Here is a 14,580-nt window from a genome sequence, read left to right as displayed (position 1 = left end):
ACGAGACCTGTCGCGAGGCCCGGAAGGAGCAGCGATCCTACCGCGTCATCTTGATCTGCCGCACCACCGGGATCGTGGGCAGCGAGCCGGTATGGTCGGATTCGTCCTTGGCCTGGGGAGAGGCCGGCGCGCGCGCGGTGGCGTCGGGGAAGCGCTGCTTCATCTCGCGCAGGAAGCCGTCGAGCGTGTCGACGCTGGCAGCCAGCTTGGCGATATCGGCAAACTCCGCGCTGGAGGCGCCGGTCGGTTTGCTCGCGATGTCGAACGCGAGCCGATCGGCGCTCTCGCTCATCAGCGGCGCATATTTCTCGCGGAAGCGCGACATGCCAATCGAGTCGTCGGCGAGCGCATAACCGACGGCGGCGCGGATGATGTCGCTTTTCTCCACCGCGTTGAGCGGCTTGAAGTCGCGGAAGCGCTCGCCGTAATAAAGCTCGATCTGCTCGGCGGATTCACGCCAGCGCCGCGCCGCCCAGAAGATGTCGGAGCGTAGGCGCAGCACTTCGCGCCCTGTAACGTTGGAGACGATGTCGAGCGCGAGATCGTGGCGGCCGACGTCGCTCTGGGCACGCGCCTCCAGCAGCAGGCGTTGCTGCCTGAGCTCGCCTGAGAGGTCGCTGATACGGCTCGCGCGCAACGCCGTGATCGCCATGTCGGGTCTGCGGTTGGCGAGATAGATCATGGACAGGCGTGCGGCGACTTGTGCACGCGCCGCGCCTTCGAGGCGGTGGTCCACCTGGTATTGCAGGAGCTCGGCGGCCTGATCAAGCAGGTCGATCGAGGCGAGACGGTCGGAGAGGCGTCGGATCAGTTCGTCGCCGCGGCGGCCGATCGGCGTCAGCTCGCGGAACTCGTAGAACATCCCCAGCGCTTCGATCGGCGGCAGCTCGTCGCCCTTGGGCCCCAGGAAGATCTGCGTGAATAGGTCGGAGGCGAGGTCCTGCGCCTGGCGCGAGGCTTCCGCGTTCGGCTGCAGCTTTGTCGCAGTACGCGCCGCGGTGAGCGCGTCCCGGTAGCGCCCGTTCTCGGCAAACATCTGCGACAGCATCTGGAGCGTCTTGACCTCGATCGAGTCGCCGCGCCAGGTCATCGAGAGCGTTTCGAGCTCGCGCAGCGCGTCTTCCTTGCCGATCTCGTCGCGCTTCTGCCGCAGCGCGACCTCGAGCTGCTTGGCCTCGGCGGCAGCCGGCCGGTCCGACGAGCCGACCGCGAACTTGTAGTCGTCGAGCGCGTCCTTGTCGTGGCCGAGCGCCTCGGCGAGCCGGCCGCGCAGCACTGCAAAGCCGGGCGCGGCCTCGGGCGAGACGCCGACCACCTCGAGCTCGCTGCGGCGCTTGGAGGCGCCGGCATAGTCCTTCACCTCGAGCGAAGCGCGCATCGCCTCCATCGTCACGATGCGCTGGATGTCGAGCGGCAGCGAGGCAATGGCGAATTCGACGTTCTTGAACTTCTCGCGCGCGTCCGCCCATTTGCCCTGGCGCGCATAGGCGAGAGCCTTCCAGAGCTGGGAATCGTGGCTGTTGCCGATCACGGGGTTGGCGAGGTCCTTAAGGCCCTGCGTCGGCCGGCCGATCAGGATGCTCGCGATCGCATGCATGATCAGCGCGCCGCTTTCCTCCTTGTTGAGAGAATCGGCCAGCATCAGTTCGGTGACGGCCTTGGCCTCGTGATACATCGCGCGCGACATGTAGAATTGCGCGAGGTCGAGACGCGGCAGCGAACGCATCGCCGGTTCGACGTTGGAGATCGCCGTGATCAGCTCGTTCTGACGCGCTATGAAATTTTCCGACTGGCCCTTGCGCCAGCCTTCGGGGCTGAAGACCGGCCGCACCGCGGTCGGCGCGCGCTCGGCCGAGATGTCGACCGGCGACAGCGTCAGCCCGCCCTTCTTGCCGAGGATGACCTTGTCGGCCCCGACCTCGACGCCGACCTCGTCGGAATTTGGCCGGATCGCGATGCCATGCGCGGATTCCAGCAGCGCGAGATCAACGAGATCCTGCCGCTTGATGAAGCCGCGCACCGGCCGCTGCGCGGTGATGACATAGAGCGTATCGCCGGCATCGGGATCGGTGAGCTTGTGCAGGAGCCCCGGATTGGCGAAGGGGATCGCGATGTTGGCAAGCGCCGGGTCGGTGATGTTGCGCGAGATCATCAGCGGCAGCGGCGTCGCCTGGATTTTGTCGGCGAGGGTCAAGAGCCAGTTGGTCTGCTTGCCGACCTCCTCGCTCGTCAGCGAATAGACCAGCGGCCGGGTGAGACGGATGCGCACCGCCTGTCCCTTCTCGAGCGGGACGCGGCCGACTTCCCCGATCATCGCACCGCCCTTGGTGCGGATCGCCTCGACGTCGATCGGCTTCGCCGTATCGAACACCAGCCAGACGGTATCGCCACGGCGGAACGCCGCCGCAGGCGTTGCGACCTGAAGCGGAAAGGTCACGCGCAGGCCGTCGCTGTCGCGGCGGACATCGACGCTGGCACCACTCGGCTGCGGAGCTGCGGGCGCCTCTGCTGGAGCAGCCTTGAGGGCCTCCGTGGCCGGCTCCTTGACGGGTTCCTTGGCAGCTTCCTTCACGACCTCTTGAGGCGCTTCGGCCATGACCGGCTTGGCGGGCGCGACCGCAGTTTCTGCAACTGGCGCGACCGTCTTTGAAACTTCCTTGACCGCTTCCTTGACCGCTTCCTTGGGCGCTTGCGCAGCGTGCGCAGCTTCGACCGCAGGAGCTGGCAGCGATTTCGGCGCTTCAGCGGGCGGCATGGCGGAGGGTGCTTCCGGCTTCACCTCGGGCTTGACGTCGATCCTGGCTTCGCGCGCGATCGTCTCGGACGTCGGCGGCGCGATCTCGCGATGCGCGTCCTTCGGCTTCTCGGCCGCCGGCTTTTCAGGCGCAGGCGCCGGTCCATGGGCGGCGGGCTTGGCCTGTGCGATCGCAGCCTCGGCCGAATTGGCCGTCTTGCCCTTGTCCGGCTGGAAGGAGATGTCGACGACGTAGTTCTTCTCGTCGCGGAACGAATGCACGTCGGAATCGCCGATCAGCGCGATCTCGACACTGGTCTGGTCGATGTCGGCCTTCTGCTTGATCGACGCGACGTTCGGCGGCGCTGCGACGACCGCGTCCGCCAGATCGAAATTGAGGTTGGCGTTGAAGGCGAGCGTGAGCTTCTGCTCGTTGAGCACGGAGGAGACACCGACGCCGTCGGGCATCTCGAACACGAAGCGGACGAAGGTCGGCTGGACCGAGGCGCGCACGCGGATCTGCGGACGCTTCTTGCTCTCCGCCGCGGCGCGCTGGGCGCGTAACGCGCGTTCGGCGACGCGCGCGCGCTCGGCGAGTTCCTTGACGACGTCCATCGGCAGGCTCGGCGGCGGCCCCTTCCAACCCTCCGGCAAGAGGTCGATGAAGGTTCGCTCGCCGGCATTCATGGTGTTGACGGTGACGCGCCGCGCCAGCGACAGCCGGATGGCGCCGCCGTCGGGATCGCGGCGGGCGGAGTTGACGTAGTCGGGCGCGCCTTCCGGGACGCGGTCGACGGGCACGTCGACCGCCCGGTCGAAGCGGATGACGAGAATGGAGCCGGCCGTCGTCACCTCGGAGGGGACGTCCTCTCCGAGCTTGATCACGAGACGGGCAAAGCCGCCGCCGGCCGAGAAAGTCGCCTCGCCCCGGATCGCATCGGCCGCCCGGACAGGCGTCGTGAAGCCGATCAGCAGGCTCGCTGCCAGCAGCGGCGCCGCGCGGACATGACGCGACAGCCTCCGCGCCAGGGCGCGGGCTCGCGACACAAATCCAGCGGCAGCCTCTCGCGCCATTGGCGGCATTTCTTCCGGTTCGACGGTCCACGCCGGCATTGCTGCCGGCCCCTGCCCCAGACTGTAGATTTTGGCAATTAAGGACTTCTTAAGTATGAGCCCTCAATTCGGCTTTTGCGTCGGCTTGCCGTCGATCTTGGGCAGCTCGCCGGCCGAAGCGGACTGATCGCCGCCGCCATTGGCCCGGCGGGCCATCTCGACCGTCAGCCGCTCGGCGGCCTCCGGGGACATCAATCCCATGATGTCCGACATTTTTCGCGGCGCGATCTGCGAGGCGATCTCGATCAGCACGCCCATCTCGAGCCGGTCAAAGACCCGCGCGGCGTCCTTGGGTTTCATGCCCTCATACATGGTCACGAGGCCCTTCATGCGCTGGGCCTCGGCGGCCTTCTGCTCGGCCTGCGTCGCGGAGATACGGGTTTCAACCGCCTTCATCTCCTCGACCTTGTTTTCGATGCGCTTCTCGGCGGATTTCAACAGGCTCTCGCGGATGTCGATCTCGCGCTGGCGGGACTCGATCTCCTGGCGGCGCGACTGCAGGCGTTCCAGGATCGCGCGCTCCGAGGCGGAGATCTGCGGCTGGGCTTCCTCCTTGACCGCCGCGCCTTCGGACTTGGTGTCGGGTGCGGCCGGCTTCGGCGCCTCCTTCGGCGCGCCATGGGTCGAGCCGGTGATATCGGGATCTTCGCGGCTGGCCGGGAAGTTCAGATTCTCCTGCGCCCAGGACTTCTTGGTCGGGCTCGGCTTGTAGTCGAAGACATAGCCGCCATTGATCACAAGACCCGTGACCTTCAGCGTGGCGAGGCCAGCGACGGCAACCAGCACGATCGGAATGACGCGGATGTTGCGAAAAGACTTCATACCCTGACTTTATGCGGCAAGACCGTTGGATCGTCGGCGTTCGGAGAAGGCTTCGGCCGCAGCCGCCACCGCCTTCGCCGACGAGGGCTTGGCTGCGGGCGCGGCGAGCATTTCCGGGTTCGTCACGGGGCGCGCGGCGATTGCGATCTTGGACAGCCGCCGCACCACATTGTCGGCTTCGCCGAGCTGCTTATAGAGCTGCTCGGACATCTGGGTCGCCGACGCAAGCTGGCTGCCGAGGTTCTCGTTGACGTCGCGCACGGCGAGCTTCAGCCCGCCGATCGCGCGCTCGGCGATCTCCGTTGCGGTTATCAGCTCGCCGATGACCGCCTTCAGCGAATGCTCGTCCGCCTTCAGCCGCGTCAGTCGCTTGTTGAGCGTGACGCAGTAGACGATGGTCAGCATCAGCAGGATAGCCACCAGCGTCTCGATCGCCATTCCTAGGGAGTGGTTCATGGGGCCTCCATCATCTTGTTCTGCTCGTCGACCTTTTCGAACATCGCAAGTGTCGTACTTGGCTTGCGCAAGGGTTTCGTCACCCGTATCGCGACGCGGTCGCCGACCCGGCCCATGCGTCCTTCGGTGATGGTGACGTCGCCGCAGCGAACGGTGACGTTGGCATCCGCGCGCATGTCCAGCGGCAGCGTGTCGCCGACCTTGAGCCGCATCAGCTGCTTGAGTGGGATGTCGGCTTCGTAGAGCACGGCGTCGACGGAGATCTCGGCCTGGACGATCTCGGTGGCGAAATGACCTTCCCAGATCTGGTCGCGGCCGAACTTTTCGCCCATGAACATCTGGAGCAGGACGCCCCGGATCGGCTCGATGGTCGCGTAAGGCAGCAGGAGCTCGATGTTGCCGCCGCGATCTTCCATGTCGATGCGCAGGCGCACCAGGATCGCGGCGTTGGCAGGACGGCTGATCGCGGCGAAACGCGGGTTGGTCTCGAGCCGGTCGATGGTGAAGGTCACCGGCGACAGCGGCCTGAACGCCTGTTCGGCATCGGCCATGACGACTTCGACCAGCCGCTTGACCAACTCAGTCTCGATCGTGGTGTAGGGCCGGCCCTCGATGCGCAGCTGGCTCGAGCCGCGGCGGCCGCCGAGCAGCACGTCGATCATCGAGTAGATCAGGCTGGAATCGACCACGGCCATGCCGAAATTGTCCCACTCTTCGGCCTTGAAGACAGTGAGGACGGCGGGCAGCGGGATCGAGTTCATGTAGTCGCCGAAGCGCACCGAGGTGATGCGGTCGAGCGAGACTTCGACGTTGTCGGAGGTGAAATTGCGCAAGGAGGTTGTCAGCAACCGCACCAGGCGGTCGAAGACGATTTCGAGCATCGGCAGACGCTCGTAGGAGACCATCGCCGAATCGATGATGGCGCGAATGCCGGAATGATCGTCGAGCGTGACGTCGCCGACCGCGAAGCCGAGGAGGTTGTCGATCTCCTCCTGCGACAGAACCCGTTCGCCGGAATTCTTGCCGGCGCCGAGATCGCGGCTGCCATCCTCGACCATGGCCGCCCATTGCAGGGCCATGGTCTCCGATAGTTCGTTCTCGGCAGCAGCTTTCGCGGCCTCGGCGGGATCCTCGGAATCGAGCGAGGCCTCCCATTGGGCGGCAATTGCATCCTGGTCTGGTTGGTCGGTGCCTGCCATGATCCCTAGCCCGTCATGCTCACTGGATCACGACTTCCTTGAACAGCACCGCGCTGACCTGGACCGGAGCGACCGCCGCGTTGACGCGCTTGGTCAGCTCTTCCTTGAGGCGGAAGATGCCGGCGGAACCGTTGAGGTCGGAGGAGCGCAGCTCGCGCGCATAGGTCTGGAAGATGTCGGTGATGCGCGGCATCGTCGGCTTGATCGCCTCGACCTGCTTCTCTTCCTTCAGCTCCAGCACGATCTTGAGCTTCAGATATTGCACGCGCTCGCCCGGCGCGCCGGCGAGGTTGACCATGATGTCGGGAACCTCGACGAAAGACGGCGGTTTGGGCGGAGGCGCCGCCTCGGCGTGATGCTCGTCGTCGCCGTGACGGAAAAAGAAGAACCAGGTTGCGGCGCCGCCGCCGAGAACGGCGAGCAGGCCTACCGCCATGATCATCAGCTTGAACTTGTTCTTGGGCGGAGCGGCTTGCGCGCCCTCAGCGGCTGCGCCGCCTTCCGCTTCATTCTCTGCCATGATCGCCGCGCTCGCTCATCTCTCAAAGGGGTCGAAAGAGCGAAGCTCCTGGCAGACAGTGACGCGATACAAATGCCCCAGCGCAGTGCTCCTCTTACGCCCAAACGCTACGGTAATAATGGTTAACGGAACCTTTCGATCGGGCCTTCGCTAGGAAAAATCTGCCGGGCAAACATGGCTAACAGACCGTTTCTGCCGCCTCCCCGCGCCCTCGAAAAATAGACAAGACACTGAAATTACAATCTTTTTCGGCTTGGCACGAGTTTCGCTGAGAAAGGATCGAGACCCAAGGTTTGGGAGAACCCGAGGTCTCGTTCACGGGATCGGCCAATGCGCTTGGGAGAGCGAGCTGGCGGATCTCACTCAGGGGAGATTTCCGATGCAGAACGCGCTTCTGATCGGCTTGTCACGACAGATGACGTTGGAACGGCAGATGGATGTCATCGCCAACAACGTCGCCAACGCCAACACCAACGGCTTCAAGGCCGACCATTCGTTGTTCGAGGAGTACCTCAACTCGAACGCGCGTGAGGACAATTTCGTCGGCTCCGACCGCCGGGTCTCCTATGTGCAGGACCGCGGCACCTTCCGCGACGTCGGCCAGGGGCCGATGGAGCCGACCAAGAATCCGCTCGACATGGCGATCAGCGGCAATGCCTATTTCGCCGTGCAGGCCAATGGCGCCGAGCGCTACACCCGCGACGGCAAATTCTCGCTCAACAGCACCGGCCAGCTCGTCACCTCCGACGGCAACCTCGTGCTGGGCACCGGCGGCCCGATCACCTTCCAGCCGACCGATCACGACATCAACGTCGCGCCGGACGGCACCGTCACGGTGCTCGAGGGCACGGCCAAGAACGACTCGATCCGCGGCAAGATCCGCATGGCCTCGTTCGACGATCCGGCCAAGCTGACGAAGCTCGGCGCCAACCTTTACAACATCGGCTCCGCGGTCCCGCAGGCCGACACCAAGTCGACCGTGCAGCAGGGCTATGTCGAGAAGTCAAACGTGAACTCGGTCGGTGAGATGAGCCGCATGGTCGAAGTCATGCGCAGCTACACCGCCATCGCCAACCTGCTCCAGCAGCAGAGTGACATGCACAAATCGGCGATCGAGAAGCTCGCCGACGTTCCGGCCTGATTGAGGGAGAACTGACATGCAGGCGCTTCACACCGCAGCAACCGGAATGGCGGCACAGGAACTCAACGTTCAGGTGATCTCCAACAACATCGCGAACCTGCGCACCACCGGCTTCAAGAAGCAGACCGCGGCGTTCCAGGACCTGATCTACGAACACGTCCGCCGGGTCGGCGCCCAGTCGTCCGACCAGGGCACCATCCTGCCGGTCGGCGTCGACATCGGCGGCGGCGTCAAGACCGTCGGCACGCCGCGCAGCATGACCCAGGGCACGCTGTCGCAGACCGGCAACGACCTCGACATGGCCATCACGGGCGAAGGCTTCTTCAAGATCCTCATGCCCGACGGCAGCTACCAGTACACCCGCGACGGCACCTTCCAGATGGACAACCAGGGGCGCATCGTCACCGCGCAGGGTAACCCGGTGCAACCGACGATCACAATCCCGAACAACGCCTCGGGCCTCACCATCAACGTGCAGGGCCAGGTCTCGGTGACGCTGCCGGGTTCGTCGACCTCGGCCGTCCAGGGCCAGATCGGCCTGACCCGATTCATCAACAAGGCGGGCCTCCAGCCGGTCGGAAACAATCAATTCACCGAGACGCCCTCCTCCGGCCCGCCGCAGGACGGTACCGCGAGCTCCGAAGGTTTCGGCAATATCACCCAGAGCAGCCTCGAGCAGGCCAATGTCGACGTCGTCTCGGAAATGAGCGACCTGATCGCCGCCCAGCGCGCCTACGAGATGAACGCCAAGGTGATCAGCGCCGCCGACCAGATGATGCAATCGACCACGGCGCTGTTCCGCTGAGGTGATGACGATGATCCGGACCACCCTCGCCACGATCTCCGCTCTCCTCGTGCTGGCGCTGCCCGCACGGGCCGCCGACGATTTCATCGCGACGCCGACGCTGCGCGCGAGCATCACCGTGACCTCGGACGTGGTGCGGGTCGGCGATCTCATCGACAATGCCGGCTCGGCCGCGCTGATCCCGCTCTACCGCTCGCCCGATCTCGGCACCACCGGTGCGCTGCCGGTCGCGCAAGTGCTGGCGGTGTTGCGCGCAAAGCAGGTGATCGGCGTGATGACCGGCGACATCAAGGAGGTCCAGGTCACCCGTCTCGCCCGCACGCTCGTGAACAAGGACCTCGAAACCGCGGTCGCCACGGCGCTCGAGCGCCGCTTTGGACTTGGCGATGCCGCCAACATCACCGTCACGTTCGACCGCGGCATCGCCGACATGCGGTTGGATGCCTCCAACACCGGCGTGCTGCAGCCGGTCGCAACCCGCTACGACGCCCGCAGCGGCCGTTTCGACATCGCCTTCGAGATCAACAACGACAACAATCCGGCACCGACCAAGCTGCGTTTCACCGGCAACGCGATCGAAACGGTGGAAGTGGCCGTGCTGACGCGCGACATCGATCGTGTCGATCTCCTGAAGGCCTCCGACGTCGCCGTGGAGCGCCGACCGAAGGCCGAGGTCACGGGTGAGGCCGCCTCGCGCGATCGCACGCTCGGCATGCAGCTCCGCCGGCCGATGCGGGCGGGGACGCCAATCCGCGTCGCCGACATCGTCAAGCCCGACTTCGTGCAGCGCGACCAGAACGTCACCGTCATCTATCAGGTCCCCGGGATCTATCTCACCACGCGCGGCAAGGCGATCGAGAGCGGCGCCGAGGGTGACACCATCAGCGTGCTCAACCTGCAGACCAAGCGCACGCTGAGCGGCGTCGTCACCGGCCGCGGCCAGGTGACGGTCCAGGGCGCCAGCCAAGCCGCGCCGATGCCGGCTGCGGTCGAGCAGACCTCCTCGCTCAAGCGCGACGAGGCGCCCGCCCCCGTCGATACCGCAGCCCTTGTCCGGAACCTGGTCCAGACCCCGGCATCCCCGGCCCAGCTCGCGCAAGCCCAGATCCCGCAAGTTCGCGTCTCGCAAGCTCCAGCCAAGTCAGAGTAAGTCATGTCCAGGTTCAGTTCGGCTTTTCGTCCCCGTCGCATCGCGATCTCTGCCCTGCTGCTGGCGACTTGCGCGCTGGCGAGCGGCTGCTCATCGATCGACCGTTTGTCGCAGATCGGCGAGCAGCCGAAATTGTCGGCGATCGACAATCCGACGACGCAGCCCGGTTACAAGCCGGTGCAGATGCCGATGCCGAAGCCGGAAGTCGCCTCCTACAATCCGAACTCGCTGTGGCGCAACGGCAGCCGTGCCTTCTTCAAGGACCAGCGCGCCCATCAGGTCGGCGATCTCCTGACGGTGGCCGTGAACATCACCGACAAGGCCAATATCGAAAACGATACCCAGCGCAGCCGCACCAACAAGGAAGATTCCGGAATCACCGACTTCATCGGCGCCAAGACATTGGGCGCCCAAGCGCAGAAGGTGTTGCCCGGCCGTATCCTAACCGCCGACTCGACCGCGTCCAGCGAGGGCAAAGGAAGCGTGGACCGCAAGGAAGCGTTGCAGACCAACGTCGCTGCCGTCGTCACCCAGGTCCTGCCCAACGGCAACCTCGTGGTCGAAGGCAAGCAGGAAATCCGCGTCAACTACGAAATTCGCGAGCTCATCGTCGCCGGCATCGTCCGTCCCGAAGACATCCAGAGCGACAACACCATCGATTCCACCAAGATCGCGCAGGCCCGCATCGCCTACGGCGGCCGCGGCCAGATCATGGACGTGCAGCAACCGCGCTACGGCCAGCAAGTCATGGACGTGCTGCTGCCCTTCTAAGCTTCTCCCGAGCTCCCACATCGTGTTCGCGAACCTAGGCGCGGACGACGATGTACGACGCGGCCCTCGCTAGCTCCCCTGGCGAGGGCCGCATGTATTTTGGCGATGGTGCCGCTGCGTACAGCCGGCCAGATCCGCGATCGTAGCGGCACCGCTGCCCCAACCTCCGTCATTGCGAGCGCAGCGAAGCAGTCCAGGCTGCCACCGCGGAGGGACTCTGGATTACTTCGCTGCGCTCGCAAGGACGCGGAGAGATCACGTAAACTCCGCCTCCACCGTCCCCAGTCCGTCCAGTTCCATCCGCACCTTGTCGCCGGCTTTCAGCCACAGCGTCTTCACCAGGCTCCCTGTGAGAACGAGCTGGCCCGCGTGCAGACCCTTGCCCTCGGCGGCGAGATGGTTGGCGAGCCAGGCGAGTGCGTTGTGCGGATGGCCGAGCACGTCGGCGCCGGTGCCGTGGCTCACCTCTTCGCCGTTGACGATGGCGCGGCCTTTGACCGCCTTCAGGTCCGGCACCGACGAGCGCGGCACGACCTCGCCCAGCACGCAGCCGGCGGCGAAGAAATCGTCGGCGATCAGCGTCGGCGCGCCCATTGTTTCCCACTTCACATAGCGGTCGTCGACGATCTCGATCGCGGGATGATAGGCCTCGACGGCTTCGCCGACCCATTCGGCCGTGAATGGCGCCTCGCCGGCGGCGAGATTGCGCTTCAGCCGCACCGCGATCTCGCATTCAACGCCGACGCGGACAAAATCGGCAGCCGCGAGCCGCACGCCGCTGTCGTGCACGCCCTTCTGGAACACGCCGCCGCCGCAGGGGTGTGGAATGCCGATGTAATCCTGCATCACCTGGCTGGTGCAGCCGATCTTGTAGCCGACGAGCGGGCCGGCATGCGGCAGCAGCAGATCGTGCAGCGCGCGCTGGACCTGATAGCCCTCGGCTTCATCGGCGGGAGGAACTTCGAGCGCCGCGAGCGGCGCATGGTTGCGGCGTGCCAGCGCGATCGCCTTTGCGGCTGCGAGAATTCTGTCCATCGGCGCCCGCTCCTACACACCACAATCGAGGGCGCCACTTCAGCATCCCCGCCGGGGCGTGACAAGCGCAGGGGGCCGCGCGGCAGCACGTCATTGCCGGCCCAAGCTGGATGAGATGCGGACGCTGGCCGGCCACATCACGGCAAGCCTCACGGGCGGCGCCGGCGTTTAAGGAAATATTGAGCTGGTCCGGGCTTTATGAGGATGCGTACCCTGCAGCGTCGCACCAGGCCTGATTGCAGCAACGCGTGAAGCTGCTGGATCAGTGCCTCAGCATTCGAGTCGATGTCCTTGATGCGACTCGCAAAACCTCCCGCACCTGAAGTGAAGGCTGTTTCTCATCCGAACTCACGTGAGCTCGGAGGAGTTGAGTCTAGCCCATTGATCGCGATTCACTTTTCGTGATTGCGCTCGCGCGTCGAACGCGCGGTTGCAAGCGACAGGCAAAATGCTGATCACGGCGCGAAAAGGCGCACCTTGCGTTCAAAAACAAAGAGCCGCATCGCTGCGGCTCGGACTCTATTCGTCGCGATAGACCTTCTCGCGTTTCTCGTGGCGCTCCTGCGCCTCCACCGAGAGCGTCGCGATGGGACGGGCCTCGAGCCGCTTCAACGAGATCGGCTCGCCGGTGTCCTCGCAATAGCCGTAGGTGTTGTCCTCGATACGCTGGAGCGCGGCGTCGATCTTGGCGATCAACTTGCGCTGGCGGTCGCGGGCACGGAGTTCGATGGCGCGGTCGGTTTCGGACGATGCCCGATCGGCGAGATCGGGGTGGTTCACGTTCTCCTCCTGCAGGGCTTGCAGGGTGAGCTTGGACTCTTTGAGGATCTCATCCTTCCAGGCGAGGAGCTTCAAGCGGAAGTACTCCTTCTGCCTGTCGTTCATGAAAGGCTCTTTTTCGGTCGGTCGGTAGTTTTTCAACTTTTCCAAGGGCGGCCTATCTGTCTAAGCAACGACTCGTACGCGGAACGGGGTCCGCTGAGCGGGGCGTTATATAGCGGCCTCCTGTGACAGACAATGTTTCCCTGATAGCCCGACCGGCGCCCCCAAGCCCTTGCACAGGAAAGGTTTATCCTGAAGGGCCCGGGAGCGGCCGTAGGCCTAGTAGCCGACCGTGAAACGTTGCCTCTCATGGGCCGGCCGCTCGATCTCGTCGGCGAGCGCGATGGCGTAATCCGCGAAGGTGATCCAGCTTTTGCCGTTCGCATCTGCGAGAAGCTGATCGGTGCCAAGCCGGAACTTGCCGGTGCGCTCCCCCTCGATGAACAGGGCCGACGGCGAGATAAAAGTCCAGTTCAGCGCCTTTTCCTGCCGCAGCAGGTCGAGAAAGGCCGAACCCGCCTCCGCCTCAGCCTTGTACTGAGCCGGAAAACCGGGAGTTGTCACCAATTTGACGCCCGGAGCGACCTCCAGGCTACCGGCTCCGCCGACGACGAGGTAACGACCAACCTTCGAGTCCTTGGCCGCGCCGATCAGCTTGAGCGCGTCGCTGGCCAGGAAGTGTACGGAACTCACGGCGACATCGTGCCCGGCCCACAACTTGGCAAGGCCTGACTGGTCGAGCACGTCCCCCTTGGTGGGCGTGACGTTCGGCAAGGCCGCGATCTTCTCCGGGTTGCGGGCGATGGCCGTAACCGTGTGGCCGCGATGGGACAGTTCTTTGGTGATCTCCGACCCGGCCCGGCCCGAGGCGCCGGCAACTGCGATTTTCATGGAAAGCTCCTTCGCTTCTGTAGTAACCAATGGTGACTAGATATCGCAAAGAGCGCTGGTGTTAAGAGAGCACTTTGTGCTTACCTGATTACGCAGGGGTAACCGGCGGCGGCCGGCAAATGAGCGGAATGGATCGTGAGGACCCGACGATGAAGCCAGACGTCTATGCAGCGAACTGCCCCACGCGACAGATCCTCGACCGCGTGGGTGACAAATGGGCGGTGCTGATCCTGCTGCTGCTGCGCGAGGAGCCGATGCGCTTCAATCAGTTGCGCCGCACGATCGAAGGCATTTCGCAGAAGATGCTGAGCCAGGTTCTCAAGTCGCTCGAGCGCGACGGATTGATCAAGCGTCACGCCATCGCAACCGTGCCGGTGACCGTGGAATACTCGATCACGCAGCTCGGCGTGACGCTCGCCGCAGCCGTCGATCCGCTGCGCGATTGGGCCGAACAGAATCTGAAAGACGTGCTCGCCGCCCAGCGCCGCTACGACGCGCACCTGAAGGATGAAGCGGCGTAGGACGCTATGCCTGCCCGGCCTTGGCGAGCTCGACCTCGACTCGCAGCTCGATCTCCGACAGCACCGAATCCAGGCCGGAGTCGCCGGAGGACGATTTCAGGTTCGCCGCAGCGTCACGCAGCCGCATCACGGTCGAGGCGTCGAGCTTGCCGGAGAGAAGTCCCATTTTGAGATCGTCGAGCACGTCGAGCGCGGTCTTTCCGCGCACGACCGAGCGCTTGCGACGCTCGATCGGATCCTCTTCGATGCCTTGCAGCGCCAGCAGCCCGTCGATGTTGGCGGCCGCCTTCGGTGCGGCGGCGCCTCGCGTCTCCGGCGCCGACGAGGTGTCGGGTAGCACGAAGCCGCCGGAGCTCGTCCGTCTGGCCTGGTTGGCCGGCGTTCCAAGCATGGTGCCGTTCGGTCCGTAGATGCGCATCGGAAGCAATCCGGGTGATCGATGCGCCACATTCGCCGTTTTATGGTTAACGGCCCGTAAACAGCCCGGCAAAATCTGCCGACGGGCGGCAGTTTCGCTCCTCAGGGACAACACCGGCTGAGGTCGCTCGAAACAGATTTATTCAACCTATTCAGCGACCTACCCCCGCTGCCCCGAGTTGG

General features: G+C 64.7%; 14 protein-coding genes. 5 read left to right on the top strand and 9 right to left on the bottom strand.

Annotated features, from left to right (window positions below; genetic code table 11):
- Nucleotides 1-37: 37 nt before the first annotated feature.
- The 5 genes from IVB40_RS12430 to fliL form a co-directional block, all read right to left on the bottom strand.
- On the bottom strand, nt 38-3,847 hold the full coding sequence (locus IVB40_RS12430) for a tetratricopeptide repeat protein (RefSeq protein ID WP_247818948.1): 3,810 nt from the start codon (nt 3,845-3,847) through the stop codon (nt 38-40).
- Between the two features lie 63 nt (nt 3,848-3,910).
- Nucleotides 3,911-4,669 carry a flagellar protein FlbB gene (locus tag IVB40_RS12425; protein ID WP_247818947.1) on the bottom strand — a complete coding sequence of 253 codons (759 nt, stop codon included), beginning with the start codon at nt 4,667-4,669 and terminating at the stop codon, nt 3,911-3,913.
- A gap of 9 nt (nt 4,670-4,678) precedes the next feature.
- Nucleotides 4,679-5,125 (bottom strand): DUF6468 domain-containing protein, encoded by a 447-nt coding sequence (locus IVB40_RS12420; RefSeq protein WP_027567601.1) that lies wholly within the window; start codon nt 5,123-5,125, stop codon nt 4,679-4,681.
- The gene (gene fliM, locus IVB40_RS12415) at nt 5,122-6,324 is read right to left on the bottom strand and encodes a flagellar motor switch protein FliM (protein ID WP_027567600.1); all 1,203 of its coding nucleotides are present in this window, start codon (nt 6,322-6,324) and stop codon (nt 5,122-5,124) included. The genes IVB40_RS12420 and fliM overlap by 4 nt, the downstream gene beginning before the upstream one ends.
- Nucleotides 6,325-6,343: 19 nt before the next feature.
- On the bottom strand, nt 6,344-6,844 hold the full coding sequence (fliL, locus tag IVB40_RS12410; protein WP_247287339.1) for a flagellar basal body-associated protein FliL: 501 nt from the start codon (nt 6,842-6,844) through the stop codon (nt 6,344-6,346).
- A gap of 379 nt (nt 6,845-7,223) precedes the next feature.
- Between fliL and flgF the strand changes: the two genes are divergently transcribed.
- From flgF to flgH, 4 genes are read left to right on the top strand one after another with little or no spacing between them, the layout of a single operon-like run.
- Nucleotides 7,224-7,985 carry a flagellar basal-body rod protein FlgF gene (flgF, locus tag IVB40_RS12405; protein WP_247437369.1) on the top strand — a complete coding sequence of 254 codons (762 nt, stop codon included), beginning with the start codon at nt 7,224-7,226 and terminating at the stop codon, nt 7,983-7,985.
- A gap of 16 nt (nt 7,986-8,001) precedes the next feature.
- On the top strand, nt 8,002-8,790 hold the full coding sequence (gene flgG, locus IVB40_RS12400) for a flagellar basal-body rod protein FlgG (RefSeq protein ID WP_007602131.1): 789 nt from the start codon (nt 8,002-8,004) through the stop codon (nt 8,788-8,790).
- A 10-nt stretch (nt 8,791-8,800) separates the two neighbouring features.
- Nucleotides 8,801-9,940 (top strand): flagellar basal body P-ring formation chaperone FlgA, encoded by a 1,140-nt coding sequence (gene flgA / locus IVB40_RS12395; RefSeq protein WP_247818946.1) that lies wholly within the window; start codon nt 8,801-8,803, stop codon nt 9,938-9,940.
- A 3-nt stretch (nt 9,941-9,943) separates the two neighbouring features.
- Nucleotides 9,944-10,711: a flagellar basal body L-ring protein FlgH gene (flgH, locus tag IVB40_RS12390; protein WP_027567596.1), complete on the top strand. Its 768-nt coding sequence runs from the start codon at nt 9,944-9,946 to the stop codon at nt 10,709-10,711.
- 255 nt (nt 10,712-10,966) lie between these two features.
- Here flgH and IVB40_RS12385 read toward each other — a convergent pair whose 3' ends face one another.
- From IVB40_RS12385 to IVB40_RS12375, 3 genes are all read right to left on the bottom strand, one after another.
- A complete protein-coding gene (locus tag IVB40_RS12385) occupies nt 10,967-11,746 on the bottom strand; it encodes a fumarylacetoacetate hydrolase family protein (protein ID WP_247287342.1) in 780 nt (259 codons plus the stop codon).
- Nucleotides 11,747-12,265: 519 nt separating this feature from the next.
- Complete coding sequence (gene dksA / locus IVB40_RS12380) at nt 12,266-12,631, bottom strand: RNA polymerase-binding protein DksA (RefSeq protein ID WP_008554760.1); 366 nt, start codon at nt 12,629-12,631, stop codon at nt 12,266-12,268.
- A gap of 216 nt (nt 12,632-12,847) precedes the next feature.
- The gene (locus tag IVB40_RS12375; protein WP_247818945.1) at nt 12,848-13,459 is read right to left on the bottom strand and encodes an NAD(P)-dependent oxidoreductase; all 612 of its coding nucleotides are present in this window, start codon (nt 13,457-13,459) and stop codon (nt 12,848-12,850) included.
- 149 nt (nt 13,460-13,608) lie between these two features.
- Between IVB40_RS12375 and IVB40_RS12370 the strand changes: the two genes are divergently transcribed.
- Nucleotides 13,609-13,980 (top strand): helix-turn-helix domain-containing protein, encoded by a 372-nt coding sequence (locus tag IVB40_RS12370; protein WP_247287345.1) that lies wholly within the window; start codon nt 13,609-13,611, stop codon nt 13,978-13,980.
- A 4-nt stretch (nt 13,981-13,984) separates the two neighbouring features.
- Here IVB40_RS12370 and IVB40_RS12365 read toward each other — a convergent pair whose 3' ends face one another.
- Complete coding sequence (locus IVB40_RS12365) at nt 13,985-14,398, bottom strand: flagellar assembly protein FliX (RefSeq protein ID WP_027567593.1); 414 nt, start codon at nt 14,396-14,398, stop codon at nt 13,985-13,987.
- Nucleotides 14,399-14,580: the final 182 nt, after the last annotated feature.

The organism is Bradyrhizobium sp. 40 (assembly GCF_023100925.1).
GTDB lineage: Bacteria > Pseudomonadota > Alphaproteobacteria > Rhizobiales > Xanthobacteraceae > Bradyrhizobium.
Note: the sequence above shows the minus strand (reverse complement) of the source record. Positions and strands in the feature narration are given on the sequence as shown.

Coding starts and splice junctions, on each gene's coding strand:
- IVB40_RS12420 (WP_027567601.1), bottom strand. CDS start 5,125: ATGAACCACTCCCTAGGAATGGCGATCGAGACGCTGGTGGCTATCCTG.
- IVB40_RS12375 (WP_247818945.1), bottom strand. CDS start 13,459: ATGAAAATCGCAGTTGCCGGCGCCTCGGGCCGGGCCGGGTCGGAGATC.
- IVB40_RS12385 (WP_247287342.1), bottom strand. CDS start 11,746: ATGGACAGAATTCTCGCAGCCGCAAAGGCGATCGCGCTGGCACGCCGC.
- flgH (WP_027567596.1), top strand. CDS start 9,944: ATGTCCAGGTTCAGTTCGGCTTTTCGTCCCCGTCGCATCGCGATCTCT.
- fliM (WP_027567600.1), bottom strand. CDS start 6,324: ATGGCAGGCACCGACCAACCAGACCAGGATGCAATTGCCGCCCAATGG.
- flgG (WP_007602131.1), top strand. CDS start 8,002: ATGCAGGCGCTTCACACCGCAGCAACCGGAATGGCGGCACAGGAACTC.
- dksA (WP_008554760.1), bottom strand. CDS start 12,631: ATGAACGACAGGCAGAAGGAGTACTTCCGCTTGAAGCTCCTCGCCTGG.
- flgA (WP_247818946.1), top strand. CDS start 8,801: ATGATCCGGACCACCCTCGCCACGATCTCCGCTCTCCTCGTGCTGGCG.
- flgF (WP_247437369.1), top strand. CDS start 7,224: ATGCAGAACGCGCTTCTGATCGGCTTGTCACGACAGATGACGTTGGAA.
- IVB40_RS12365 (WP_027567593.1), bottom strand. CDS start 14,398: ATGCGCATCTACGGACCGAACGGCACCATGCTTGGAACGCCGGCCAAC.
- fliL (WP_247287339.1), bottom strand. CDS start 6,844: ATGGCAGAGAATGAAGCGGAAGGCGGCGCAGCCGCTGAGGGCGCGCAA.
- IVB40_RS12425 (WP_247818947.1), bottom strand. CDS start 4,669: ATGAAGTCTTTTCGCAACATCCGCGTCATTCCGATCGTGCTGGTTGCC.
- IVB40_RS12430 (WP_247818948.1), bottom strand. CDS start 3,847: ATGCCGGCGTGGACCGTCGAACCGGAAGAAATGCCGCCAATGGCGCGA.
- IVB40_RS12370 (WP_247287345.1), top strand. CDS start 13,609: ATGAAGCCAGACGTCTATGCAGCGAACTGCCCCACGCGACAGATCCTC.